This window comes from Pseudomonas sp. ML2-2023-6 (genome assembly GCF_037055265.1).
Lineage (GTDB): Bacteria > Pseudomonadota > Gammaproteobacteria > Pseudomonadales > Pseudomonadaceae > Aquipseudomonas > Aquipseudomonas kulmbachensis.
Genome location: NZ_CP146347.1, coordinates 920889 through 944938 on the forward strand (window position 1 = coordinate 920889; position 24050 = coordinate 944938).

Sequence of the window (24050 nt, forward strand, 5' to 3'; positions counted from 1 at the left end):
ATTATAGTAAGTAGCTGATTTATAAGCATTTTATCTTAGTTTAAGAGCTGGCACGCGACCTGCAATCTCCTGTGTATAAAAGTCGCCAAAGCTGGCGACGTCACTACAAAGACCACGGGGTGGCAGGAGTTGGAGCATGAATCATCAAGATTTCGCCAGCATGCGCATTTCGTCATTGCATCTGCAACAAGGCCTGTTCGCCAGCCTCGCGTTGTCGGTGACATTAATTGGTGGTCAGCAATGGGGCCGTTGGCAGTCAGAGCCGCAACCTGTTGCGATAGTTCAGCACTCGGTCCCAATCCAGCAGCATTTCAAGGCATTGGGTCCTGCGGCTCAATCCATTGGCCACTATGAACTGGCGGCCTCCGATGAAACACAAACAGCCCATTCGCAACCTGCACCGGAACGTTGGGTGTTTTAAGCGTTCACAACCTTGAGGCCCTGGTTGGGGCGTTGAGACACACCTTTGGCATCATTCTGTTTTGCACAGTAATAAGGAGAATCACCATGTTGAGTTGGGCAGTTACCTTCCTGATTATCGCCATCATCGCTGCTGTTCTGGGCTTCGGTGGTATTGCGGGTACCGCTACCGGTATCGCCAAGATCCTGTTTGTGGTGTTCCTGGTGATGTTTGTGGTGTCCTTTATCTTTGGTCGTCGCGGTCGAGGCTAGAGATGTTCGCCCCTTCATTTAAAGCAATGGTCGCTGCCCTGTTAAAGGGCGGCGGCAGCGGATCATGAAACCGGTTACATGCTTTGACTTTACCAAGGGTTTACCTTGGTTTTTTGTGCCTGTAGAAACTCTTCTGTCATACGTAATGTCTTATCAGGGTTCATTTTTTAAAAAATAAATGTGGCCTGAACCGTCCTTCGAAACGTCGACCGTATATCGACAAAGAGAAAAATAGCCCGTCCTTATATCTGAATTGTGTTGTCGGATATTTCTTGGATATATGCGGCTTTATGCCACCCCCGCCTTCGTCAAAAAGACCTTGAAACAGCCGGTCTACGGCGCTTATGTCGTCTATTCTGTGGAATCGCAAAAGAGGCGATTTGAGGTCTTGTCGGACAAAACCCATGCCGATTCGGCATAGGGTAGGCGTTTACGGCATTAGACGGCCACCTCATGCATGGGAATAGTTGCGCCTTTTTTCGCCTGCCAAAGAGCCTTTCTGGCTCGGTTTGGGCGACCTTCTACGGGGGTGGAGGTTTCAGATTTTTGCGCTTTGCGGCGCTCTAGTCTGAGCCTCTGCCCGAGTCCACTTGAAGTAAGGGTAATGACATGAAGAAGGCAAAACTTAGCCTCGCCTGGCAGATCCTGATTGGTCTGGTCCTCGGGATTGCAATCGGCGCGCTGCTTAACCATTTCAGTGCTGAAAAGGCCTGGTGGATCAGTAACGTTCTGCAACCTGCCGGCGATATCTTTATCCGTCTGATCAAGATGATCGTAATCCCAATCGTGATTTCTTCACTGGTTGTCGGGATTGCAGGCGTGGGAGATGCGAAGAAACTCGGTCGCATCGGTCTTAAAACCATTCTTTACTTCGAGGTGGTTACCACCATCGCGATTTTGGTCGGCCTGGTGCTGGCCAACGTGTTCCAACCCGGTGCCGGGATCGACATGAGCACCCTGGGCACGGTCGATATCTCCAAATATGCAGCCACTGCTGCTGAAGTAACGCATGAACATGCGTTTATCGAGACCATCCTCAACCTGATCCCCTCGAACATCTTCGCGGCCATGGCTCGCGGTGAGATGCTGCCGATCATCTTCTTCTCGGTGCTCTTCGGTCTCGGCTTGTCGAGCCTGAACGCCGAACTGCGCGACCCGCTGGTGAAAACCTTCCAGGGCGTGTCCGAGTCGATGTTCAAAGTCACGCACATGATCATGAACTACGCGCCAATCGGTGTGTTCGCGCTGATCGCCGTGACGGTTGCCAACTTCGGTTTCGCCTCCCTGGTGCCATTGGCCAAGCTGGTGGTACTGGTTTACGCCGCCATCCTGTTCTTCGCCTTCGCAGTACTGGGCCTGATCGCCAAGCTGTTCGGCTTCTCCGTGATCAAGCTGATGCGCATCTTCAAGGATGAGCTGGTTCTGGCTTACTCCACTGCCAGCTCCGAAACCGTGCTGCCGCGTGTGATCGAGAAGATGGAAGCCTACGGCGCACCCAAGGCGATTTGCAGCTTTGTGGTTCCGACCGGCTACTCGTTCAACCTTGACGGTTCGACGCTGTACCAAAGTATCGCGGCGATCTTTATCGCTCAGCTGTACGGTATCGACCTGTCGATCAGCCAGCAATTGCTGCTGGTACTGACCCTGATGGTCACCTCCAAAGGCATCGCCGGTGTACCGGGCGTGTCTTTCGTGGTGCTGCTGGCCACCCTGGGCAGCGTGGGTATCCCGCTGGAAGGCCTGGCCTTTATCGCCGGTGTCGACCGTGTGATGGACATGGCTCGTACTGCCCTGAACGTGATTGGTAACGCCTTGGCGGTACTGGTGATCTCGCGTTGGGAAGGCATGTACGACGACGCCAAGGGCGAGCGCTACTGGAACTCGCTGCCGCACTGGCGCAGCAAAGAGGCACTGCCAAAAGGCGAGTAATCGCCACGCGGTAGCTGCACTCCCACAAACCCCGGACTTGTCCGGGGTTTGTTGTTTCTGAGGCTTGGCCGCTATCATTCGCCCATCTTCCAGGAGTTTTCTCGATGCTCAACGGCCTATGGCTCAGCTTTTTCGTCGTCGCGATGGTGTCGGCGCTCGCCCAATGGCTGGTGGGGGGCAATGCCGGGATCTTCTCTGCGATCGTGGAAAGCATCTTCGCCATGGCCAAGTTGTCGGTCGAAGTGATGGTTCTGTTGTTCGGCACCCTGACCTTGTGGCTGGGTTTTCTGCGTATTGCTGAAAAAGCCGGCATCGTCGATTGGCTGGGCAGGGCGCTGGGGCCGCTGTTCAAGCGCCTGATGCCGGAAGTTCCGGCCGGTCACCCGGCGCTGGGGTTTATCACGCTTAACTTTGCTGCCAATGGCCTGGGTTTGGACAATGCGGCTACGCCCATTGGTCTGAAGGCCATGCGGGCGCTGCAAGAGCTCAATCCAAGCCCGACCAGCGCGAGCAATGCGCAAATCCTGTTTCTGGTGCTCAACGCGTCGTCCCTGACTCTATTGCCGGTCACTATCTTTATGTACCGCGCCCAGCAAGGGGCTCCGGACCCGACGCTGGTGTTCCTGCCGATTCTGCTGGCGACCAGCGCCTCGACCCTGGTCGGGCTGCTTTCGGTCGCTGTCGTGCAGCGCTTGCGGCTGTGGGACCCGGTGGTGCTGGCGTATCTGGTGCCGGGCGCGTTGATCCTGGGTGGCTTCATGGCGTTGCTGGCGACCCTGTCGGCCACGGCGTTGGCCAGTTTGTCCTCGATCCTTGGCAACTTGACCCTGTTCGGGCTGATCATGCTGTTTCTGGTGATTGGTGCGCTGCGCAAGGTCAAGGTTTACGAAGCGTTTGTCGAAGGTGCCAAAGAAGGCTTCGACGTGGCCAAGAACCTGCTGCCGTATCTGGTTGCGATGCTTTGTGCGGTGGGCGTATTGCGCGCTTCCGGGGCACTGGACTTTGGCCTCGACGGTATTCGCCATGTGGTCGAGTGGCTGGGCTGGGACACCCGTTTTGTCGACGCATTGCCTACGGCGATGGTCAAGCCGTTCTCGGGTAGTGCTGCGCGGGCACTGCTGATCGAAACCATGCAAACCCAGGGTGTGGACAGCTTCCCGGCGTTGGTGGCGGCCACGGTGCAGGGCAGCACTGAAACCACGTTCTATGTCCTGGCGGTGTACTTTGGCGCCGTAGGCATCCAGCGCGCGCGGCATGCGGTGGGCTGCGCCTTGCTGGCCGAGTTTGCGGGTGTGGTGGCTGCGATTTTGGTGTGCTACTGGTTCTTTGGTTAACCCAAAAAACCTGTAGCCGCTGAGGAACGTAGCGAGGCTGCGATGGGCTGCGAAGCTTAAGGTCCTTCGGCCCTTATCGCAGCCTTCGGCAGCGGCTACAGAGTTTGCGCAGGTGCTTTGCGCCACACACTCACCAGCCAGGGCTGCTGGTCGCGGGGCAGGCCCGCCGGGCGATAGTAGTGCTCCAGTTCAGCAAAACCGGCAGCCGTCAGCATTGCTCGCCAGTTTTCAAGATCGTGATATGCCCCATAGCGTTCACCGTTCCAGCCTTCGCGGTTGTCGCCTCGAGGGTTGGAACTGAGCAGTACGCCGCCGGGTTTCAGGCTGGCGTGCAGCTTGCCCAGGACTTGCCCCAACTCCTGGGTTGGGACGTGGAACAACGAGGCGTTGGCGAAAATGCCGTCGAAGCGTTCGGCAGGCAAGTCGAGCTTGAGAAAGTCCTGGTGCCACACTTCGCAGCCGCTGTCTTCGCGGGCCATTTGGGTGAAGCGCTCGGTGCCATCCAGCCCGACTGCGACATGCCCCAGCCGGGTAAAGGTCTGCAAGTCGCGCCCCGGCCCGCAGCCAAAATCCAGAATTGAAAACGGCGCTGTACCCTGGATATGGCGCAGCAGGGCGTCGATATTCTGGCTCACGTCGTGGTCGCGGGTGCCTTCACGGAAGCCCTCAGCGCTCTGTTGATAGTGGCCAAGGGTGGTGGCAGCAATCTGTTCGAGGGTCTTTGGGTCAAGGGTCATCGCAGGCTCAGTCGGCGGCATTCAGACCGCCGACTATACCTCAGCGTTTGTTCAGTGCCAGGGCCAGGCGGTCGCCACCGAGTTGAATCACGGCCACCAGAATCACCAGCAATACGATCACTGTCAGCATCACTTGTGAATCAAAGCGCTGATAGCCGTAGCGGTACGCGATGTCGCCCAAACCGCCTGCGCCAATCGCACCGGCCATGGCTGAAGAGTTGATCATCGTTACCAGGGTGATGGTGAAACCGCCGACGATACCGGGTAAGGCTTCAGGCAACAGCACGTGCCAGATGATGTGATGACGCTTACAGCCCATAGCCTGGGCGGCTTCGATCAATCCGTGATCGACCTCACGCAGGCTGACTTCGGCAATTCGGGCAAAAAACGGGGTTGCCGCGATGGTTAGCGGTACGACCGCCGCCCATACGCCGTAGGTAGTACCCACAATCAGGCGAGTAAACGGGATTAGCGCTACCATCAAAATCAGAAATGGGATTGAGCGAAAAAGATTCACGAACGCACCCAATGCCTTGTTCAGCGTCGGAGCCTCATAAATGCCACCCTTGCCGCTGGTGACCAGAATCACCGCCAGCGGAATGCCCAGAATCAGCGCGATCAGCGATGACACGCCGACCATCAGGAAGGTGTCGATCACCCCCTGCCACAAACGGTCAAATCCCATAGCCTACTACCTCGACGTGTTGTGCCCATTGTTTGGCGCGCTTGCGTAGCTCGTCCGCGCCGAGTGAGGTGCTGGTCACGCTGAGCAGCAGTTGGCCCAGGGCATGCCCCTGAATGTGTTCGACCCCGCCGTGCAGCAACCGCACCTGGCCACCGAGGGCGCTGAACAATGCACCAAGATCGGGCTCCTGACCTCCGGTAAAGCGCAGTCGCAGGATCACGCTTGATTGCGCAGACAGGGGCTGCGCGGTGATACGGCCCTGCAAGGCTTCTGGCAGGGTGTCTTGCAAGGGGGCGAGCAGGGTCTTGCTGACCTCATGCTGCGGGTCGCCGAACACTTGCCACACCTGCCCTTGCTCGACCACCCGACCTTGTTCAAGCACCACCACGCGGTGGCAAATATCGCGGATCACGGCCATTTCGTGGGTGATCAGAATGATGGTCAGGCCCAGGCGCTGATTGATCTCGCGCAGCAAGCCGAGAATCGACTGCGTGGTTTCCGGGTCCAGGGCCGAAGTGGCTTCGTCGCAGAGCAAAATCGCTGGGTCGTGAACCAGCGCACGGGCAATGCCGACGCGCTGTTTTTGCCCCCCCGACAGTTGCGCCGGGTAGGCCGTGTGCTTGTCTTGCAGGCCTACCAGTTCCAGCAGTTCCCGGACTTTTTGTTCGCGTTGCAGCTTGGGGACGCCCGCCACCTTTAGCGGCAGTTCGACGTTTTGCCACACGGTCTTGGCTGACATCAGGTTGAAGTGCTGGAAGATCATGCCGATCTTGCGGCGCAGGGCGACCAGCTTGTCTTCGTTAAAACCAGCGATATCGACCTGATCAATCAGAATCCGACCACTGCTGGGTTGCTCCAGGCGGTTGATGGTGCGAATCAGCGACGATTTACCGGCGCCGCTGCGGCCAATAATGCCGAAGATTTCCCCGCGTTGAATCGCCAGATCGATACCTTTGAGGGCCTCAACCGGGCCCTGGCGGCCGTCATAGGTTTTGCCGATACCGATAAAACGCACATGGGCGTGGCTCAGCTCGGGGTGCAGCTCGGTATGGTTCGCACTGGGCTGCGGTTGTTCGAGTCGTTCGCGAGCAATAGCCACATTCATGATCAGCCTCCCCAGCCGGGCTGGTACAGGGTGCCGTAGGTTTTATCCAGCGAGGCCTTGACCACGGGGGAGTGCTGATAAATGTCGATGAACTTGGCCAGACGCGGGTCGTCCTTGTTCTTGGGCTGGATCACGAACTGAATCACGTACTCGGGGTGATCGATGCCATCGAACAGCAACGCTGACTCGGCGTCGAAGGTTTTGGACAGGCGAATGTAGGCCGGATAGCCCTGCACCAGGTCGGCATCATCGTAGGCACGCACCAGTTGCACGGCTTCTACCTGCAGGATTTTGATCTTCTTCGGGTTGGCGATGATGTCTTCTTCGGTGGCCTTGTAACCAACCCCGGGTTTGAGGGTGATCAGCCCGGCCTTGGCCAGCAGTTGCAGGCCGCGGCCGCTGTTGATCGGATCGTTGGCAATGGCGACGGTGGCGCCTTCAGGCAGGGCGTCGAGGCTTTTGTACTTTTTCGAATACAGGCCCACGTTGTTGATGATGCCTTTGGCGTAGGGCACCAGATCAAACCCGGCGGCGGTCTTGGCGTTTTCCAAAAACGGAATGTGCTGGAAGTAGTTCACGTCGATATCGCCACTGGCCAGGCTGACATTGGGCGCGATCCAGTCGGTGAACTCCACCAGCTCGACCTTGAGCCCTTGCTTGTCAGCCTCGGCCACAGCGGTTTCCAGCGGGATTGCAAAGGCGGCGGTAGTGCCTACCTTGAGCGGTTTTTCGGCGGCGTGGGCAATACCGCTCAACAGCCCGAGGGCCAGAACCAGTGCGTGCTTTTTGTTCATAAGAGGTGTCCTGTCAACGTGTCGGATTTTGTATCTCTGTGGGAGCGGGCTTGCTCGCGATTCAGGCAACGCGGTGCTTCAGGCAAACCGCAGTGATGCCATCGCGAGCAAGCCCGCTCCCACAAATACAAATAAAGAAGGGTTATGGGTTATGCCTGAAGACCGCACCGGTATGGCGCTCGGGCAAATGCGCCGCGCCGTCGGTAAACAGTTTTTGTCGCAGGCTGCCGGTGTCATAAGCCGTCTTGTAGGAACCCCGGCGTTGCAGCTCGGGCACCACCAGATCGATAAAGTCGACGTAGCTCTCAGGGGTGACGATGCGGGTCAGGTTGAAGCCGTCGAGGCCGGTTTCAGCGATCCATGACTCCAGCTCATCGGCGACTTGTTCCGGCGAGCCCACCAAGGTGATGTAACGTCCGCCCAGCGCGTGCTGTTCGAGCAATTTGCGGCGGGTCCAGTCGTTGTTTTGCAGCACTTTGGTTGCCGACTGAATCGCGTTGTTTTTCACGTACTGGATCGGTTCGTCCAGTTCGTAATCAGCAAAATCGATGCCTGTGGAACTGGAGAAATGCGCCACTCCGGCTTCGGCGCTGGCATAGCTCAGGTACTCGTCACGCTTGGCCAGTGCCTGGGCCTCGGTCGGTGCAACGATCACGTTCAGGCCCATAAACAGCTTGATATCGTCCGGGTTGCGGCCTGCCGCCACGGCGCTGGCGCGAACCTTGTCGACCTGCACTTTGGTCGCCGCCTTGGTCTGGCCGCTGATAAACACGCACTCGGCATGGCGCCCGGCAAACACCAGGCCGCGATTCGAGCTGCCCGCCTGAAACAGCACTGGGGTGCGCTGGGGCGACGGCTCGCAGAGGTGATAACCCTCCACCTGATAGAACTCCCCGGCATGCTTGATCTTGTGCACTTTGTCGGGCTGGGCGTAGATGCGCTGCACCGGGTCATTGAGCACCGCGCCGTTTTCCCAGCTGCCTTCCCAGAGCTTGTACAACACCTGCAGGTACTCATCGGCCTGATCGTAACGACGGTCGTGCTCGACCTGCTCGGTCAGGCCCATGGCCTTGGCTGCGCTGTCGAGGTAGCCGGTGACGATGTTCCAGCCCACGCGGCCACGGGTCAGGTGATCGAGGGTCGACATGCGGCGTGCGAACAAATACGGCGCTTCGTAAGTAAGGTTTGCAGTTAGGCCAAAGCCGAGGTTTTTGGTGACAGCCGCCATGGCCGAAACCAGTAGCAACGGGTCGTTGACCGGTAGTTGGATCGCCTCTTTTAGCGGAACATCGACCGATTGCTGATAAACGTCATACACGCCCACGATGTCGGCGATAAACAGCCCATCAAACAGTCCGCGCTCCAGCAACTGCGCCAGTTCTGTCCAGTACTCCAGGGTATTGAAGGTGGTCGAGTTGTCCCGTGGGTGCGTCCACAGCCCGTGGTTGATATGGCCAATGCAGTTCATGTTGAAGGCATTGATGAGGATTTTCTTTTTGCTCATCAGATGGTCCCCCGCAATGGCGGGTTGGCATCGTTGAGGTAGTAATTGCCTACCGCGTGGTACTTCCAGCGTACCGGGTCATGCAGCGTATGGACGCGTGCGTTGCGCCAGTGGCGGTCAAGTCCGTGTTCGGCCAGGGTGGCCTGGCTGCCGGCCAGTTCAAACAGGGTGCTGCCCGCGGCCAGCGAGATTTCGGTGCTGATGGCTCGCGCCTCGGCAACGGCAATCGATGCGGCGGCCACCGTGCTGGCCGTGGGGTTGCTCTGGGCACTGTCGAGAAATTCCCCCGCGCGCTCCAGCAAGGCTTCGGCGGCATGCAAACGCACACTCAAGTGGCCGAAGCTTTTCAGGGTCAGTGGGTCTTCACTGGCAATATCGCTGGTGGCGTCGATCCAGGGCCGGGTTTTGGTGCGCACAAAATGCAGTGCATCTTCAAAGGCGGCGCGGGCGATACCGGTGTCGATGGCTGCGTGCAGAATCTGCGCCAGCGGGCCAACCGGGGTCGGGCGCTCAAATGCGCTTTGAAACGGGATCACGTCCTGGGCTGCGACCAGAACGTTGTCGAACACCACCGAGCCGCTGCCCGTGGTGCGCTGGCCAAAGCCGCTCCAGTCGTCGATCACGCTCAGGCCGTCGCTGTCACGGTGTACAAACGCCAGATGCTGGATGCCGTCGTCGTCCACAACCGATGTAGGAATACGCTGCGCATACAGTGCGCCGGTGGCGTAGAACTTGCGGCCGGTGATGCGATAGCCGTGTTCGGCCCTGGCCAGGTGGGTGGTGCGATCGTGGGCGGTTTTGGTGCCGATTTCAGCCAGGGCATTGCCGAAACGTTGCCCGGCCAGGACTTCGGCATAAAGGCGCTGTTTTTGCTCGTGGCTGCCATTCACCCGCAGGACTTCGAGAGCATAGAAGTGGTTTTGCGGGATTTGCCCAAGCGAGGCGTCAGCTGCGGCGATCAGTGCAACCACCTGTGCCAGCGTAACGTTGGAAACGCCCGCGCCGCCGTAGGCCTTGGGCACGGTGATGCCCCACAGGCCGGTGTGGGAAAACAGTTCAAGCTCATCAAAGGGCAGGCGGCGTTCGCGGTCGCGCAGGGCGCTGTCGCGCTTGAAATGCGCCGCCAGTTCGCGGGCCACGCGCAAGGCCTCGGCATCGCTGTGGATAACCGGGACCTGTTTGGAAATCAGTGACATGGGTATCTCCAGGGTCAGATCCAGGAATGCCGGGCAGGCAGGGTGCCGTTGAGGCGAAAAGCGCCGATGGCGTGGTATTTCCAACGCACCGGGTCGTGCAGGGTATGCACCCGGGCATTGCGCCAGTGACGATCGAGGTTGAACTCAGCGAGACTGGCGCGGCTACCGGCCAGTTCGAAGAGCTTTTCGCTGGCCAGCAATGACAGCTCGGTGGTCACTACCTTGGCTTCGGCCACGGCAATCGAGGCACGTGCTGCGGCAGGAGCATCGATCGGCGCGGCACTGACTTCATCGAGTACCCGGCCGGCTTTGCGCAGCAACGCTTCGGCGGCGTGCAGTTCAATGTGCAACTTGCCGATGTCGGCGATCACGTAGGGGTCATCGCTGTTGCGTTCGACCTTGGCGTCGATCCATGGGCGCGAGCGTTCGCGTACAAAGCTGATAGTGTCGGCAATGGCACCGCGAGCGATGCCCAGGTCGATGGCCGCCTGGATCAACTGCGACACGGCGCCTTGAATATGCGGGGTTTCGCCCAGGCGCCAGTTGTCGACCACCAGCTCGGCTTCGACCCGCACGTTGTTGAGCAATACGGTGCCGCTGGCGGTGGTGCGCTGGCCAAAGCCGGACCAGTCATCGACGACGCGCAAGCCTGGAGTACCGCGACGAACAAAGGCAATGATCTGCTTGCCATCATCGTTGAGGGCCTTTACCGCGATCCAGTGGGCAAATAAGGCACCGGTTGAGTAAAACTTCTGACCGCTAATAACGAAATCGTCGCCATCTGCGGTGATGCGAGCCTTCAATTCGAGGGTGTTTTTGTTGCCGCGCTCCGGCCCGGCATTACCGATGCGCCAACCTTGCAGCACGCTGGCGAACAACTGCTCTTTTTGCGGTTGGGTCGCGGTGGCCGAAATCAGACTGAGAATGCCTACCTGATTCTGCGGAATCTGCCCCAGCGCCGGGTCGGCTGCCGAGATGATCGCGAACACTTCAGCCAGGGTCACGAACGACACCTGTGGCCCGCCAAATTCACGAGCAATCGAAATACTGCCCAGGCCGCTACGGGTGAACTCTTCTATAAGCGACCACGGCAGTTTACGTTGCCGGTCGCGCTTGGCTGCGTGCTCTCGGGCGTTGGCAGCCAGTGTACGGGCGGCTTCAAGGGCTTCGTTGTCGGTGCGCAGAACATGCGCTGCTAGCAACAGAGGCGCCACATCCAGGTCACTCTGCAGGTGTGCATTGGCCAAATTGGACATTAGTACCGCTCCTTGGCTGCACTCAATGCCCTGGCGTTATGCACAAGGGTGATTGTGTTACGGACCATACCTACCTCACGTTTCATGGGAGCGCCGCTTGAGCGGCGCGGATAAAAGCTGAGAGTCCGGTGGTCCGGTTCATATACCCTAATCGAGTATAAAAATTAAAAGAACTAACTTTTAGGAATATGAATAGATGTTTTTTCAGTCCTGCACGGGTCAGCTACGCCAGTTGGGTCGGGGTTCCGCAGCGCGCAGCACCTCCCGTGGGGCGGGGTTAATATAGAGTTTTGGGGCGCCCACCTTGAGCATTCGTGCGGGAGCCCAGCGCGAATTGTTACCCACACGGTCAATCACGCAGTAGGTGACTTCCAGTTTGGGGTCTTCGCCGGCTTCCTGAATGATGTACGGGGGGACGAACACGCAGACGGGTTTGTCGACATCCGCCTTGCGCAATATGGGTAGGTCCAGGCGCACGTCGCCCCAGAGCAGAGTGATTGCGTCTTCACAGGCCATGTTGCGGTAAGGCTCGATAATCACCGGTACGCCGCGTTTCATCTGGCTGGGGTTAACCCCGTAGCGCTGAATCGGCTCGGGGATCATGAGTGGGGCAAGTCCCTGATTTTCTTCACCGATGGCCTCTCCACCAGGGCAGTCAAGTTTGACAAGGACTTTAAGTTGCGCTGACAGTGCCGGGCTGCTGCCGATATGCATGACCCGATAATAAAGGCGCGCCACACCATTTTGAATAAAACTCTGTGGCACTCTTAATAAAACGGGCTGGCCGACATCGAGCTTGACAAGTTGCTGTGATGTTACATAGCAGCCGTCCCAGAACAACTCAACAAGATCGCCTTCTTCCATGTTTTTGTAGGGGGCTATTGTAATAAGCAAGTGTTCGGCGGCTCGCGCGCAGATAGTAGGCTTGCCGGGGTTCGGAAGTGCAGGGGCCGTCAGTTTGTTGATGCATGAGGTAAAGGGCATATATAAAGATTCCTTTCCAGTGTGTAAGGGTACGGCACAGGTCTGCACAGACGGTTTTCGCAGGCAGAGGCGAGTGCCAAAGGAGCCCGTGATGGCTTTGGTGCAGTGGCCTGACGCTGATGTCACAGAGGCTGTGCGATGAATGATTACTTTGGATGCGGGCCAGAGCGGTTTTATTAGATAAGAGGCTATGGCTATAAGTGTCAAGGCAGAATGGAACGAATGTAATTGTCGTTGGGTTATTCGGAAATATCCTACTGGTTGGATGCTTTTATATAAGTGTTTAGAGAGTGTTAGTGGCGTGGTTGTGAGCAAGTAGTCTGTAAAATTATATGGAGTGTGTGCGGTTTTATCTCAATAGTTAAGTTGCAGGTGTCAGGGACGGAAACTGAAGCGTTTTCTTGCGGTTTGATTAATGTTTTAAACGTGTTTGAACGGGCAGGTCATATCACTCGTTCAATCAGGAAGGGCCAGTGCCATGACGGGTTGGTGGTTTTTTACCATTAATTTCACAGGTCATTTGCATAATCAGTGCGTGCGAGGCAGTAGGTTTGCCCGGTTTGTGATATTTAGACGTTGCCAAATTTCTCGGAAGATCATTCAAATGGCCCAAGACCCTCAGTTGACCCCGCCCGTCTCTGGACTCTCTCGCTTCAGACTGCGCTGGTATTACTGGCTTTTGCTGCTTGGCGTGTTGCTCTATGGATTAACGGTGGCCATGCATTGGGATGACCGCGGCGAGTTGTGGGTGCTGGAGCGGTTTGAGAACTCGTCCGAGCAAAACGAAAGTGTGTGGTTGCCCAACTATACGGCGGTGATTGATGCCAAGGTGTTGCCGGGGATGGAGAAGGACGAAGCTTCGGATCTGGCCTATAACCCTCTGAGCAAAACGCTGTTTTCGGTGATGGGTAAAAACCCGTTTCTGGTGGAATTGACCCTTGACGGCGAGGTACTGCGCAAAATCCCGCTGGTGGGCTGGAGCAACCCGGAAGGCCTGACGGTGATGGAGAACGGTCTGCTGGCCATTGTTGACGAGCGTGAGCACATGTTGAGCATCATCAACATCGATGCCGACACTAAAACCCTGAATATCGCCGACTTCCCCAAGTACGATCTGGGCCCTTCGAAGAACCAGAACAAGGCCTTCGAGGCGATTGCCTGGGACCCCCGTCGCCAGCAACTGTTGCTTGGCGAAGAGCGCCCGCCGCAGCTGTTTGTCTGGAAAAGCGACGGCAGCCAGAAACTCACTGGCAGCAAGCAGAAAGTACCAAGCGATGAGCTGGACATGCGCAACCTGTCTGCCTTGAGTATCGACCCGCGCACCGGTCATACGCTGGTACTGTCGGCAGATTCGCATATGCTCCTGGAACTCGATGAGCTGGGTGAGCAGGTCAGCTTCATCACCTTGCTCGGCGGTTTCAATGGCCTGAAAAACACCATTCCGCGGGCCGAAGGGGTCGCGATTGATGAGAACGGCACGCTGTATATGGTGAGCGAGCCGAACCTGTTTTATCGCTTCGAGAAGAAGGCCCAGTAAACAAAACCGCCGATTAAGGTTGAATTCATGCAGTCGTGGTATCTCATTCGCCTGATCTGTTTAGAGTTCGACCCATGCGCCGTGTCAACCGTTCTACCGCTCTTGTTCTCTGTATAACGCTGGTGGCTCTAGTGGCCGCCGGCTTTGGCGCACAACACTTGCGCCTGTTTGAGCGCAGCTGGTTTCAGCTAAGCCAGCTGTGGCAAACCGCCGACCCCAACGCGATCAACCTGGGCGAGTACCGTGCCGTGGTGCAAGGCAAGGTGATTGAGGGGCTTGAAGACAACGTGTCGGCACTGACCTACGATCCGCTGCGCAAAACCCTGTTCACAGTGACCAACAAACACGCCGAACTGGTTGAGTTGTCCCTCGATGGCCGAGTCCTGCGGCGTATTGCACTGGTCGGGTTTGGCGATGCCGAAGCGGTCGAGTTTATTGGCGAGAACACCTACGTCATTACCGATGAGCACCAGCAACGGTTGATCAAAGTAAAGGTTGATGACAATACGCAGGTGCTGGATGCCCGCGATGCGCAGCAACTGACGCTGGGACTCAATCGATCAGGTAACAAGGGCTTTGAAGGCCTGGCCTACGACTCGGTCGGCAAGCGTCTGTTTGTGGCCAAAGAGCGCGATCCGATGCTGATCTACGAGGTCCGGGGTTTTCCTCAGGACAATCCGCAGCAACCCTATGCCACCCATGTGGTGACTAACCCGCGACGTGATGCGCGAATATTTGTACGGGATTTGTCGAGCCTGCAGTTCGACGAACGCACCGGGCATTTACTGGCGCTGTCGGATGAATCGAAGTTATTGCTCGAACTGGATCTGGAAGGGCGGCCGATCAGCACGCTGTCGCTGAAAAAGGGCAAACATGGTTTGACCCGGTCAGTGCCACAAGCAGAAGGCATCACCATGGACGACGAGGGTACGGTGTACGTGGTGAGTGAGCCGAATCTGTTCTACGTGTTCAAAAAGCCGTAGCTATGCAGCCTTGTAGATTCTCTGTTCCAGGTCAAGCCGAGCCTGCTCTCGAATGATCTTCGCGAGCAGGCTCGCTCCCACGCTTGAAGTATCTCTGTAGCCGCTGCCGCAGGCTGCGATCGAGCCCGAAGGGGTCGCTCTTTTGAAGAGCGAAGGCCCTGCGGCCCTTATCGCAGCCTGCTGCAGCGGCTACAGGATTTGCGGTTACTTGCTGAGGGTTTTCACGCCTTCAGGGGTGCCCAGCAACAGCAGGTCTGCCGGGCGGGCAGCGAACAGGCCGTTGGTCACGACGCCGACAATGGCGTTGATCTGACGCTCCAGCTCAACCGGGTTGGTGATCTGCATGTTGAACACGTCGATGATGATATTGCCGTTGTCTGTCACCACGCCTTCGCGGTAAACCGGGTCGCCGCCGAGCTTGACCAGCTCGCGGGCTACGTGGCTGCGGGCCATCGGGATTACTTCAACTGGCAGCGGGAACGCGCCCAGTACCGGCACCAGCTTGCTGGCATCGGCGATGCAGATAAAGGTCTTGGCCACGGCCGCAACGATCTTTTCGCGGGTCAGGGCTGCGCCACCGCCTTTGATCAGGTTCAGGTTTTCGTCGCTTTCATCGGCGCCATCAACGTAGAACTCCAGGTCGCTGACCGTGTTTAGTTCATACACCGGAATACCGTGGCCCTTGAGGCGAGCGGCAGTAGCTTCGGAGCTGGCTACTGCGCCGTCGAATGCGCCTTTGTGTTGAGCCAGCGCGTCGATAAAGCAGTTGGCCGTGGAGCCGGTGCCGACCCCAACGATGCTCTTGTCATCCAGTTTTGGAAGGATGAAGTCGACAGCAGCCTGGGCTACGGCCTGTTTGAGTTGATCCTGGGTCATGCGGGCTCCGGGGCGGGAAGGGTAAAAGGGCATAAGTATAACCCAAGCACTTAAAACCTTTGGATTCGTATGGTCGCCCGCGCAAACGCTGGGTTAGACTCCTTGGTCCCTGCCCACCCGCCCAGTGAAGCTTTCCGATGCTCGAACAGTACGTTAAGAAGATCCTCACCTCGCGCGTTTATGACGTTGCCGTAGAAACCCCATTGCAAGCTGCCAACCAGCTGACCCTGCGCCTTGGCAACCAGATTTTGCTCAAGCGCGAAGACTTGCAGCCGGTGTACTCGTTCAAGATTCGTGGCGCTTACAACAAGCTCATGCACCTGACGGACGCCGAACGTGCTTGCGGTGTGGTGACGGCTTCTGCTGGCAACCACGCCCAAGGCCTGGCGCTTGCGGCCAAGGTACTGGGTGTCAAAGCCACCATCGTCATGCCTAAAACCACCCCCGAGATCAAGATTGAAGGTGTGCGCTCCCGTGGCGGTATTGTGGTTCTGCATGGCGACTCGTTCCCTGAGGCACTGGCCTATTCGCTCAAGTTGGTCGAACAGGAAGGCTACGTTTACGTTCACCCCTACGATGACCCGCACACCATTGCCGGGCAGGGCACCGTGGCGATGGAAATTCTGCGCCAGCACCCGGCGCCGCTGGATGCGATTTTCGTCCCGGTGGGCGGTGGCGGGCTGATTGCCGGTATTGCGGCGTACGTGAAGTACCTGCGTCCGGACATCAAGATCATTGGCGTCGAGCCCGATGATTCAAACTGCCTGCAAGCCGCGATGGCGGCAGGTGAGCGCGTGGTGCTGCCAACGGTGGGAATTTTTGCCGACGGCGTGGCGGTGGGGCAGATTGGTCAGCACACCTTCGATATCTGCAAAGACTATGTAGATGAAGTTATCACCGTCAGTACCGACGAAATCTGCGCAGCCATCAAGGATATCTTCGACGATACCCGCTCGATCACCGAACCTGCTGGTGCATTGGGCGTGGCCGGGATCAAGAAGTACGTTGAGCAGCGCGGCGTTCGCGGCCAGACCCTGGTGGCAATCGACTCAGGCGCCAACGTCAACTTCGACCGCTTGCGCCATGTGGCTGAGCGCGCCGAGTTGGGCGAAGGTCGCGAAGCCATCATTGCAGTGACCATTCCCGAAGAGCCAGGCAGCTTCAAGGCGTTTTGCGAAGCGATCGGCAAGCGCCAGATCACGGAATTCAACTACCGCTACCACACCGGCAGCGAGGCCCACATTTTTGTCGGCGTGCAGACCCACCCCGAAAACGATCCGCGCAGCGCACTGCTGGCCAGCCTGACTGAACAGGGCTTTCCGGTGGTCGACCTGACCGAAAACGAACTGGCCAAGTTGCACATTCGGCACATGGTGGGTGGGCGTGCGGCCAAGGTCAGCGATGAATTGCTGTTCCGCTTCGAGTTCCCGGAGCGCCCGGGTGCGCTGTTCAACTTCCTGAACAAGCTGGGTGGGCGCTGGAATATTTCGATGTTCCATTACCGTAATCACGGTGCGGCTGATGGTCGGGTAATGGCCGGTCTGCAAGTTCCTGCCGACGAACGCCATCTGGTGCCTGCGGCGCTGGCTGAAATCGGTTACCCGTATTGGGATGAGAGCGATAACCCGGCCTATCAACTGTTTCTTGGCTGATAGCCGCTACGCTGATTGAACGGCTCAAGGGATTAATCAAATGGAAACGTTCACCGCGTTAAAACTGCTGCATGGCGTGTCGACACTGCTGTTGTTTGTCAGCGCCATTGCCTTGCTGGTCTTGGTGATTCGGCGTTGGCGGGCAGGCGATAAAAACCTGTCGGGCGGTGTGGTGCAGCGGCCCTGGAGCTTTGTTTGGGGGCTGATGGGGCTGTGCTTGTTGGCATTGCCGGTCAGTGGCTGGTTTCTGGTGCACCTGGCCGGTTGGCCGTTGAGCCAATTATGGTTGCTGATGGGCAGCTGCTTGTATCTGCTGGGTAGCTTGAGCTGGTTGTGGCTGGTGGTGCGCCTCAATCGCCTGCGGTTGGGGCGAATGGCAAGGTATCCGTGGTTTACGCTGGTGCTGGCGATTTTTTGTGCAGTCTGCTTTATCGCCATTGCGGGGTTGATGGGCGCCAAGCCGGTTTAAGCACAATTGCTTGTGTGGGAGCGGCGGTGCGACGATTCGACTTGCTCGCGATGGCATCACTGCGGTCTTGCAGAAAAAACGCGGCGATCTTATCGCGAGCAAGCCTGCTCCCACAGGTTGTGTGTCAGTCGCGTAGCGAGATGATTTCCCAGCCGCGCTTGATGGCTTCAGCCCGCAAGTTTGGATCAGGATCTACCGCCACCGGATGGTCAACCTGTTCCAGCAACGGCAAGTCGTTCATCGAATCGCTGTAGAAGTAGCTGTCTGCAAGGCTGTAGCCGTTTTCTGCGATCCAGCGGTTCAGGCGTGTCACTTTGCCTTCACGGAAGCACGGCACGTCGGTGCTGCGACCGGTATAGCGGCCATCGACGATTTCACACTCGGTGGCAATCAGATGTTCCACGCCAAGTTTTTTGGCAATGGGTGCAGTAACCACACGGTTGGTGGCGGTGATGATCACCAGTGTGTCACCCGCATCACGGTGCTTGGCCAGCAGGGCCAGAGCCTTGGGTAGCATCAGTGGCTCAATGCAGTCGCGCATGAATTCGCGATGCCACTGATCCAGTTGCGCCATGTCATGGCGGCCAAAAATTTCCATGCTGAAGTTAAGGTACGCGGCGTTGTCGAGCTTGCCGGCCAGGTAATCCTGGTAGAACTCGTCGTTGCGCGCCTTGTAGGCATCGCCATCGAGAATGCCCCGTTGGCACAGGTAATCGCCCCAGGCGTGATCGCTGTCACCGCCCAGAAGGGTGTTGTCCAAGTCGAATAAAGCCAGACGCATTGAGGTTACCCGTTGAGTTGTCTGAGGAAAGGCCACAAGAATACGGTCTTTTAATAAGAGTGCACATAAGGCAGGAAGGCGCGTTGCTGCTTTCACAACCTTTGTGGAACAATGCGGCGACATGCGTTTGCGAGGTTGTTGCCGTGATCGACCCCGATGGTTTCCGCCCTAATGTCGGGATTATTCTGACAAATGACGCTGGTCAGGTACTTTGGGCTCGCCGTATCAATCAAGACGCCTGGCAGTTTCCACAGGGAGGTATCAACCCTGATGAGACGCCGGAAGACGCCTTGTACCGTGAGCTGAACGAAGAAGTTGGCCTTGAACGCGAAGATGTAGAAATACTCGCCTGCACGCGAGGCTGGTTGCGTTATCGTTTGCCGCAACGACTGGTGCGTACCCACAGCCAACCGCTGTGCATCGGTCAGAAGCAAAAGTGGTTTTTGCTGCGCCTGGTCTCTAACGAGCAGCGGGTGCGGATGGATTTGACCGGTAAACCGGAGTTCGATGGCTGGCGTTGGGTCAGTTATTGGTACCCGTTGGGCCAGGTGGTGACATTCAAGCGCGAGGTCTACCGTCGCGCTCTCAAAGAGCTTGCCCCGCGCCTTTTAACGCGCGCCTGACACGGAGTTCGACCCCGAGCCATGCTCAATACGCTGCGCAAGATCGTCCAGGAAGTTAACTCCGCCAAGGATCTCAAGGCGGCGTTGGGGATTATTGTGTTGCGCGTCAAAGAAGCCATGAGCAGCCAGGTCTGCTCGGTCTATTTGCTTGATCCAGAGACCAACCGTTTTGTCCTGATGGCCACCGAGGGCTTGAACAAGCGCTCGATCGGTAAAGTCAGCATGGCGCCCAACGAAGGCCTTGTGGGCCTTGTGGGCACCCGTGAAGAGCCTCTGAACCTCGAAAACGCCGCCGATCACCCGCGCTATCGCTACTTTGCCGAAACCGGAGAGGAGCGCTATGCCTCTTTCCTGGGGGCGCCGATCATCCACCACCGCCGTGTGGTCGGGGTTCTGGTCATCCAGCAAAAGGAACGCCGTCAGTTCGACGAAGGTGAAGAAGCCTTTCTGGTAACCATGAGCGCCCAGTTGGCCGGGGTTATTGCCCATGCCGAAGCCACAGGTTCGATTCGTGGTCTGGGGCGTCAGGGCAAGGGTATCCAGGAAGCCAAGTTCGTCGGTGTGCCGGGTTCTCCAGGCGCGGCGGTGGGTACTGCGGTGGTCATGCTGCCACCGGCGGATCTGGACGTGGTGCCCGACAAGGCCATCACCGATATCCCGGCCGAAATTGCGCTGTTCAAGACCGCTCTCGAAGGCGTACGCAACGACATGCGTGCGGTTTCTAAAAAACTCGCTACGCAGCTGCGTCCCGAAGAGCAGGCGCTGTTCGACGTGTACCTGATGATGCTCGACGATGCGTCGCTGGGCAGCGAAGTCAAAAATGTGATCAAGACCGGGCAGTGGGCTCAGGGTGCCCTGCGCCAGGTGGTGACTGATCACGTCAACCGTTTTGAATTGATGGACGACGACTACCTGCGTGAGCGGGCGTCGGATGTACGCGACCTCGGTCGCCGCCTGCTGGCTTATTTGCAGCATGACCGCCAGCAAAGCATGGTCTACCCCGACAACACCATTCTGGTCAGCGAAGAACTGACCGCTACCATGCTCGGCGAAGTACCCGAGGGCAAACTGATAGGTCTGGTATCGGTACTGGGTTCGGGCAACTCCCACGTGGCGATTCTGGCCCGGGCCATGGGTATTCCGACGGTAATGGGCTTGGTCGACCTGCCGTACTCGAAGGTCGACGGCATCCAGATGATCGTCGACGGCTACCACGGCGAGGTCTACACCAACCCCAGCGAAGTGCTGCGCAAGCAATACGCCGAGGTTGTCGAAGAAGAACGCCAGCTGTCCGAAGGGCTCGATGCCCTGCGTGAGCTGCCGTGCATCACCCCGGACGGGCATCGCATGCCGTTGTGGGTCAACACCGGCCTGCTGGCCGATGTAGCGCGTGCGCAACAGCGTGGGGCCGAAGGCGTGGGTCTGTACCGCACCGAAGTGCCGTTCATGATCAACCAGCGCTTTCCGAGCGAAAAGGAGCAGCTAGCGATTTATCGCGAGCAACTTTCCGCCTTCCACCCGCAACCGGTGACCATGCGCAGCCTGGACATTGGCGGCGACAAGTCACTGTCGTATTTCCCGATCAAGGAAGAGAACCCGTTCCTTGGCTGGCGCGGGATTCGCGTCACCCTCGACCACCCCGAAATCTTTCTGGTTCAGGCCCGGGCCATGCTCAAGGCCAGTGAAGGCCTGAACAATCTGCGTATTTTGCTGCCGATGATCTCTGGCACCCACGAACTTGAAGAGGCCCTGCACCTGTTGCACCGTGCCTGGGGTGAAGTGCGTGACGAAGGCACCGATGTGCCGATGCCGCCGATTGGCGTAATGATCGAAATCCCGGCGGCGGTGTACCAGACCAAAGAACTGGCGCGCCAGGTGGACTTCCTGTCGGTGGGCTCCAACGACCTGACCCAGTACCTGTTGGCCGTGGACCGCAATAACCCGCGGGTGGCCGATTTGTACGACTACCTGCACCCGGCGGTGCTGCAAGCCCTGCAATCGGTGGTACGCGACGCCCATGCGGAAGGCAAACCGGCGAGTATCTGCGGTGAAATGGCCGGTGATCCGGCGGCGGCGATCCTGCTGATGGCGATGGGTTTTGACAGCCTGTCGATGAACGCCACCAACTTGCCGAAAGTGAAATGGATGCTGCGCCAGGTCAGCCTGAGCCGCGCCAAGGAACTGCTGGCCGAAGTGATGACCATCGACAACCCGCAGGTCATTCGCAGCACCATACAGCTGGCCCTGAAGAACATGGGCCTGACCCGCATGATGAATCCGGCGGCGATCAAGCCGTATTGAGGCGAGAGCTGTGTAGATACTCTGTTCCAGGTCAAGCCCCCAGTGGGAGCGAGCCTGCTCGCGAATGATCTTCGCGAGCAGGCTCGCTCCCACGCGTGAAGTACCTCGACAGCGGTTACACAGGTTTTTCGCCTTCAAGCTTGTACTTGTACCTCGCCCAAACGCCCTCCAAGCGGCCCGAAGCTGTGTTCTACCATCAACCTTGAGCCGTCAGCATTGACGATCAACGCCGTGCTGGCGCGGGTGCCGTAACTGGGGCTGGCGATAAACACACTCGACAACAAACTCTCCGTGGCCAGCCCCACGCCTGTATCGGGCAGCTCGCTGAACGGTGCGGTTTGCGTATCCTTGAGCAAGGCCAGCAGCGCCTGCGGTTGCGGATCGTCGAGCACTTCGGCCAGCGCCGCCTTGGCCTTCAGCAGTTTGGGCCAGGGGGTGTCCAGCCCGGCATTCGACAAACCATAAATTCCCGCACTCAACGGTTGTGGCGCCAAGTCTCTGGAGTTGAAATGCCAGAGTTGATCACGGGTTCCCAGCAGAAGATTAAACCCGGCATAGTCGACTGAACGTCGGCCAACGTGTGCGAAATACTCGGAAATTGGCAGGTTTGAGGTCAAAAAGTCCGCCACCAGCTCGCCACGTGAGCGTCGTGAAGGCGGCTTGTGCGGTTCACGGATATTGGTCAGGGCGGCAAAGCGCCCATCGGCACCAACCCCCAGCCAGGTTCCGCCAGCTTCAAGGTCGCGGCCAGCGTACACCTGCGGCGAATCGGTCCACTGTGCAAGGGATTTGGCGGGGCGCGCATAAAACTCATCGCGGTTGGCCGCAACGACCAAAGGCTGTGCGTGGCCGGGGCGCCAAGCGAAGACAATCAGACACATGGGCAGTCCTTAATGTTTTTTTAACCACACTACTTATAGATTGCTCAGGCGGCTCGCGCCATACCGTGCAGCGCAGTGGAGCCCAAGCCCTTGCTCCGTTACCATGCGGGTCAAATTTGGGGGGCGAGTAATGGAATTTCTGCTCTATCTGGTGTTGGGAGGCTTTGCGGGCGTATTGGCCGGGCTGTTCGGGGTCGGTGGCGGAATTATCATCGTGCCGGTGCTGGTGTTCAGTTTCACCCTGCAGGGTTTTAACAGTGAGGTGCTGACCCATTTGGCCGTCGGCACGTCATTGGCCACGATCATTTTTACCTCGATCAACTCGATCCGTGAGCACCACCGCAAAGGCGCCGTACGCTGGCCGCTGTTTGTCTGGATGACACTGGGCATCCTGATCGGCGCGGGTATCGGTGCAATCACGGCAGAAGCCATTGCCGGTCCCCACCTGCAGAAAATCATCGGCGTGTTCGCCCTGGTGATCGCCGTACAAATGGCCTTGGGGTTGCAACCCAAGGCCAGCGGCACGGTGCCGGGCAAAGTGGGCCTGACGATCGCTGGCACAGTGATTGGCTGGGCTTCGGCAATTTTCGGTATCGGTGGCGGCTCATTGACCGTGCCGTTCCTCAGTTGGCGCAGCGTGCCGATGCAGCAAGCCGTAGCGACTTCGGCGGCCTGCGGTTTGCCGATTGCGCTGGTGGGTGCATTAAGTTTCATGATCATTGGCTGGCATAACCCCGACCTGCCCGCGCATAGTCTCGGTTTTATCTACTTGCCGGCGCTGCTCGGGATTGCCCTGACCAGTATGTTTTTCGCCCGTTTTGGTGCGCGACTGGCTCACAAGCTTTCGCCACGCCTGCTGAAACGGCTGTTTGCCGCACTGTTGTTCTGTGTCGGTTTGAGTTTCCTGATCTAACAAGGAGTCGCAATGCTGCCTTACCCGCAGATTGACCCGGTGGCACTGGCCATCGGACCGCTGAAAATCCATTGGTACGGTTTGATGTACCTGATCGGCATTGGTGCCGCTTGGTTGATCCTGTCGCGCCGCCTCAACCGTTTCGACCCGACCTGGACCAAAGAGAAACTCTCTGACCTGGTGTTTTGGGTGGCCATGGGCGTGATTGTCGGTGGTCGTTTGGGTTACGTGCTGTTCTACGACCTGAGCGCCTACATCGCCAACCCGCTGCTGATTTTCGAAGTGTGGAAAGGCGGCATGGCGTTCCACGGTGGGTTGATTGGCGTAATGCTGGCTGTCTGGTGGTTCGGCAAACGCAATGGCAAGTCGTTCTTCCAGATCATGGACTTTATCGCCCCTGTGGTGCCGATTGGTCTGGGGGCAGGGCGCATCGGCAACTTCATCAATGCCGAATTGTGGGGCAAGGCCAGTGATGTGCCGTGGGCGATGATCTTTCCCACCGACCCGCAGCAGTTGGCCCGCCATCCGTCGCAGCTTTACCAGTTTGCGCTGGAAGGTGTGGCACTGTTCCTGATTCTTTGGCTGTATTCGCGCAAACCTCGGCCAACCATGGCGGTGTCCGGGATGTTCGCCCTGTTCTACGGCATCTTCCGCTTTATCGTCGAATTCGTCCGCGTGCCGGATGCCCAGCTAGGCTATCTGGCGTTCGGCTGGGTGACGATGGGGCAAATTCTCTGCATCCCGATGATTGTGGGCGGCCTGCTCCTGATCTGGTGGGCTTACCACCGCGATTCAGCGGCTAACAAAGCTGCGCTTTAAATTCGAATCGCAGGGCGCA

Annotated in this window: 23 protein-coding genes; 12 read left to right on the top strand and 11 right to left on the bottom strand. The window is 58.0% G+C overall.

Features of this window, described 5'->3' with window-relative positions:
• Nucleotides 1-136 precede the first annotated feature (136 nt).
• The 4 genes from V6L79_RS04215 (at nucleotide 137) to V6L79_RS04230 (ending at nucleotide 3935) form a co-directional block, all read left to right on the top strand.
• Nucleotides 137-421, top strand: coding sequence for a hypothetical protein (locus V6L79_RS04215; RefSeq protein WP_261740510.1), 285 nt, complete (start codon nucleotides 137-139; stop codon nucleotides 419-421).
• Between the two features lie 86 nt (nucleotides 422-507).
• Nucleotides 508-672: a DUF1328 domain-containing protein gene (locus tag V6L79_RS04220; RefSeq protein WP_261740511.1), complete on the top strand. Its 165-nt coding sequence runs from the start codon at nucleotides 508-510 to the stop codon at nucleotides 670-672.
• Nucleotides 673-1281: 609 nt separating this feature from the next.
• Nucleotides 1282-2601, top strand: a complete 1320-nt coding sequence (gltP, locus tag V6L79_RS04225; protein ID WP_321835345.1) for a glutamate/aspartate:proton symporter GltP — start codon at nucleotides 1282-1284, stop codon at nucleotides 2599-2601.
• Between the two features lie 104 nt (nucleotides 2602-2705).
• The gene (locus V6L79_RS04230; protein ID WP_261740512.1) at nucleotides 2706-3935 is read left to right on the top strand and encodes a nucleoside recognition domain-containing protein; all 1230 of its coding nucleotides are present in this window, start codon (nucleotides 2706-2708) and stop codon (nucleotides 3933-3935) included.
• Nucleotides 3936-4030: 95 nt separating this feature from the next.
• Here the strand turns inward: V6L79_RS04230 and V6L79_RS04235 are convergent, their stop codons facing one another.
• From V6L79_RS04235 to V6L79_RS04270, 8 genes are all read right to left on the bottom strand, one after another.
• Nucleotides 4031-4672: a class I SAM-dependent methyltransferase gene (locus V6L79_RS04235; protein ID WP_338579862.1), complete on the bottom strand. Its 642-nt coding sequence runs from the start codon at nucleotides 4670-4672 to the stop codon at nucleotides 4031-4033.
• 40 nt (nucleotides 4673-4712) lie between these two features.
• Complete coding sequence (locus tag V6L79_RS04240; RefSeq protein WP_261740514.1) at nucleotides 4713-5357, bottom strand: methionine ABC transporter permease; 645 nt, start codon at nucleotides 5355-5357, stop codon at nucleotides 4713-4715.
• Nucleotides 5347-6462, bottom strand: coding sequence for an ATP-binding cassette domain-containing protein (locus V6L79_RS04245; RefSeq protein ID WP_321835352.1), 1116 nt, complete (start codon nucleotides 6460-6462; stop codon nucleotides 5347-5349). Before V6L79_RS04245 ends, V6L79_RS04240 begins: the two co-directional genes overlap by 11 nt.
• Before the next feature lie 2 nt (nucleotides 6463-6464).
• On the bottom strand, nucleotides 6465-7256 hold the full coding sequence (locus V6L79_RS04250) for a MetQ/NlpA family ABC transporter substrate-binding protein (protein WP_261740516.1): 792 nt from the start codon (nucleotides 7254-7256) through the stop codon (nucleotides 6465-6467).
• A gap of 142 nt (nucleotides 7257-7398) precedes the next feature.
• Complete coding sequence (locus V6L79_RS04255) at nucleotides 7399-8760, bottom strand: LLM class flavin-dependent oxidoreductase (protein ID WP_338579863.1); 1362 nt, start codon at nucleotides 8758-8760, stop codon at nucleotides 7399-7401.
• Complete coding sequence (locus tag V6L79_RS04260; RefSeq protein WP_321835356.1) at nucleotides 8760-9956, bottom strand: SfnB family sulfur acquisition oxidoreductase; 1197 nt, start codon at nucleotides 9954-9956, stop codon at nucleotides 8760-8762. Before V6L79_RS04260 ends, V6L79_RS04255 begins: the two co-directional genes overlap by 1 nt.
• Before the next feature lie 14 nt (nucleotides 9957-9970).
• Nucleotides 9971-11212 carry an SfnB family sulfur acquisition oxidoreductase gene (locus tag V6L79_RS04265; RefSeq protein WP_321835358.1) on the bottom strand — a complete coding sequence of 414 codons (1242 nt, stop codon included), beginning with the start codon at nucleotides 11210-11212 and terminating at the stop codon, nucleotides 9971-9973.
• A 219-nt stretch (nucleotides 11213-11431) separates the two neighbouring features.
• On the bottom strand, nucleotides 11432-12196 hold the full coding sequence (locus tag V6L79_RS04270; RefSeq protein ID WP_261740520.1) for a hypothetical protein: 765 nt from the start codon (nucleotides 12194-12196) through the stop codon (nucleotides 11432-11434).
• A gap of 604 nt (nucleotides 12197-12800) precedes the next feature.
• Here V6L79_RS04270 and V6L79_RS04275 point away from each other — a divergent pair.
• On the top strand, nucleotides 12801-13733 hold the full coding sequence (locus V6L79_RS04275; RefSeq protein ID WP_261740521.1) for an SdiA-regulated domain-containing protein: 933 nt from the start codon (nucleotides 12801-12803) through the stop codon (nucleotides 13731-13733).
• Between the two features lie 74 nt (nucleotides 13734-13807).
• Nucleotides 13808-14716 carry an SdiA-regulated domain-containing protein gene (locus V6L79_RS04280; RefSeq protein WP_261740522.1) on the top strand — a complete coding sequence of 303 codons (909 nt, stop codon included), beginning with the start codon at nucleotides 13808-13810 and terminating at the stop codon, nucleotides 14714-14716.
• 204 nt (nucleotides 14717-14920) lie between these two features.
• Here V6L79_RS04280 and rpiA read toward each other — a convergent pair whose 3' ends face one another.
• The gene (gene rpiA, locus V6L79_RS04285) at nucleotides 14921-15592 is read right to left on the bottom strand and encodes a ribose-5-phosphate isomerase RpiA (protein ID WP_048361307.1); all 672 of its coding nucleotides are present in this window, start codon (nucleotides 15590-15592) and stop codon (nucleotides 14921-14923) included.
• A 137-nt stretch (nucleotides 15593-15729) separates the two neighbouring features.
• On the opposite strand from rpiA, the gene ilvA reads away from it, so the two are divergent.
• Entirely contained in the window at nucleotides 15730-17244 is a 1515-nt protein-coding gene (gene ilvA / locus V6L79_RS04290; RefSeq protein WP_261740524.1) for a threonine ammonia-lyase, biosynthetic, read from the top strand.
• A gap of 40 nt (nucleotides 17245-17284) precedes the next feature.
• A complete protein-coding gene (locus V6L79_RS04295; protein WP_261740525.1) occupies nucleotides 17285-17713 on the top strand; it encodes a DUF2269 domain-containing protein in 429 nt (142 codons plus the stop codon).
• 124 nt (nucleotides 17714-17837) lie between these two features.
• On the opposite strand, the gene V6L79_RS04300 is transcribed toward V6L79_RS04295, so the two are convergent.
• Nucleotides 17838-18494 (bottom strand): HAD family phosphatase, encoded by a 657-nt coding sequence (locus tag V6L79_RS04300; protein WP_261740526.1) that lies wholly within the window; start codon nucleotides 18492-18494, stop codon nucleotides 17838-17840.
• A 143-nt stretch (nucleotides 18495-18637) separates the two neighbouring features.
• On the opposite strand from V6L79_RS04300, the gene V6L79_RS04305 reads away from it, so the two are divergent.
• Together V6L79_RS04305 and ptsP are read left to right on the top strand one after the other, a co-directional pair.
• Nucleotides 18638-19117 (top strand): RNA pyrophosphohydrolase, encoded by a 480-nt coding sequence (locus V6L79_RS04305; RefSeq protein WP_019828104.1) that lies wholly within the window; start codon nucleotides 18638-18640, stop codon nucleotides 19115-19117.
• A gap of 21 nt (nucleotides 19118-19138) precedes the next feature.
• A complete protein-coding gene (gene ptsP, locus V6L79_RS04310) occupies nucleotides 19139-21418 on the top strand; it encodes a phosphoenolpyruvate--protein phosphotransferase (RefSeq protein WP_321835372.1) in 2280 nt (759 codons plus the stop codon).
• 134 nt (nucleotides 21419-21552) lie between these two features.
• On the opposite strand, the gene V6L79_RS04315 is transcribed toward ptsP, so the two are convergent.
• Nucleotides 21553-22299 (bottom strand): NRDE family protein, encoded by a 747-nt coding sequence (locus tag V6L79_RS04315; protein ID WP_338579864.1) that lies wholly within the window; start codon nucleotides 22297-22299, stop codon nucleotides 21553-21555.
• Between the two features lie 130 nt (nucleotides 22300-22429).
• Here V6L79_RS04315 and V6L79_RS04320 point away from each other — a divergent pair, with 130 nt between their 5' ends.
• Both V6L79_RS04320 and lgt read left to right on the top strand, forming a co-directional pair.
• Nucleotides 22430-23212, top strand: coding sequence for a sulfite exporter TauE/SafE family protein (locus V6L79_RS04320; RefSeq protein WP_261740529.1), 783 nt, complete (start codon nucleotides 22430-22432; stop codon nucleotides 23210-23212).
• Between the two features lie 12 nt (nucleotides 23213-23224).
• Nucleotides 23225-24031: a prolipoprotein diacylglyceryl transferase gene (gene lgt, locus V6L79_RS04325; RefSeq protein ID WP_261740530.1), complete on the top strand. Its 807-nt coding sequence runs from the start codon at nucleotides 23225-23227 to the stop codon at nucleotides 24029-24031.
• Nucleotides 24032-24050 lie beyond the last annotated feature (19 nt).

What these genes read in the sequence shown, in the direction of transcription:
- V6L79_RS04215 (WP_261740510.1), top strand. Translation starts at nt 137, where the DNA reads ATGAATCATCAAGATTTCGCCAGCATGCGCATTTCGTCATTGCATCTG.
- V6L79_RS04220 (WP_261740511.1), top strand. Translation starts at nt 508, where the DNA reads ATGTTGAGTTGGGCAGTTACCTTCCTGATTATCGCCATCATCGCTGCT.
- gltP (WP_321835345.1), top strand. Translation starts at nt 1,282, where the DNA reads ATGAAGAAGGCAAAACTTAGCCTCGCCTGGCAGATCCTGATTGGTCTG.
- V6L79_RS04230 (WP_261740512.1), top strand. Translation starts at nt 2,706, where the DNA reads ATGCTCAACGGCCTATGGCTCAGCTTTTTCGTCGTCGCGATGGTGTCG.
- V6L79_RS04235 (WP_338579862.1), bottom strand. Translation starts at nt 4,672, where the DNA reads ATGACCCTTGACCCAAAGACCCTCGAACAGATTGCTGCCACCACCCTT.
- V6L79_RS04240 (WP_261740514.1), bottom strand. Translation starts at nt 5,357, where the DNA reads ATGGGATTTGACCGTTTGTGGCAGGGGGTGATCGACACCTTCCTGATG.
- V6L79_RS04245 (WP_321835352.1), bottom strand. Translation starts at nt 6,462, where the DNA reads ATGAATGTGGCTATTGCTCGCGAACGACTCGAACAACCGCAGCCCAGT.
- V6L79_RS04250 (WP_261740516.1), bottom strand. Translation starts at nt 7,256, where the DNA reads ATGAACAAAAAGCACGCACTGGTTCTGGCCCTCGGGCTGTTGAGCGGT.
- V6L79_RS04255 (WP_338579863.1), bottom strand. Translation starts at nt 8,760, where the DNA reads ATGAGCAAAAAGAAAATCCTCATCAATGCCTTCAACATGAACTGCATT.
- V6L79_RS04260 (WP_321835356.1), bottom strand. Translation starts at nt 9,956, where the DNA reads ATGTCACTGATTTCCAAACAGGTCCCGGTTATCCACAGCGATGCCGAG.
- V6L79_RS04265 (WP_321835358.1), bottom strand. Translation starts at nt 11,212, where the DNA reads ATGTCCAATTTGGCCAATGCACACCTGCAGAGTGACCTGGATGTGGCG.
- V6L79_RS04270 (WP_261740520.1), bottom strand. Translation starts at nt 12,196, where the DNA reads ATGCCCTTTACCTCATGCATCAACAAACTGACGGCCCCTGCACTTCCG.
- V6L79_RS04275 (WP_261740521.1), top strand. Translation starts at nt 12,801, where the DNA reads ATGGCCCAAGACCCTCAGTTGACCCCGCCCGTCTCTGGACTCTCTCGC.
- V6L79_RS04280 (WP_261740522.1), top strand. Translation starts at nt 13,808, where the DNA reads ATGCGCCGTGTCAACCGTTCTACCGCTCTTGTTCTCTGTATAACGCTG.
- rpiA (WP_048361307.1), bottom strand. Translation starts at nt 15,592, where the DNA reads ATGACCCAGGATCAACTCAAACAGGCCGTAGCCCAGGCTGCTGTCGAC.
- ilvA (WP_261740524.1), top strand. Translation starts at nt 15,730, where the DNA reads ATGCTCGAACAGTACGTTAAGAAGATCCTCACCTCGCGCGTTTATGAC.
- V6L79_RS04295 (WP_261740525.1), top strand. Translation starts at nt 17,285, where the DNA reads ATGGAAACGTTCACCGCGTTAAAACTGCTGCATGGCGTGTCGACACTG.
- V6L79_RS04300 (WP_261740526.1), bottom strand. Translation starts at nt 18,494, where the DNA reads ATGCGTCTGGCTTTATTCGACTTGGACAACACCCTTCTGGGCGGTGAC.
- ptsP (WP_321835372.1), top strand. Translation starts at nt 19,139, where the DNA reads ATGCTCAATACGCTGCGCAAGATCGTCCAGGAAGTTAACTCCGCCAAG.
- V6L79_RS04315 (WP_338579864.1), bottom strand. Translation starts at nt 22,299, where the DNA reads ATGTGTCTGATTGTCTTCGCTTGGCGCCCCGGCCACGCACAGCCTTTG.
- V6L79_RS04320 (WP_261740529.1), top strand. Translation starts at nt 22,430, where the DNA reads ATGGAATTTCTGCTCTATCTGGTGTTGGGAGGCTTTGCGGGCGTATTG.
- lgt (WP_261740530.1), top strand. Translation starts at nt 23,225, where the DNA reads ATGCTGCCTTACCCGCAGATTGACCCGGTGGCACTGGCCATCGGACCG.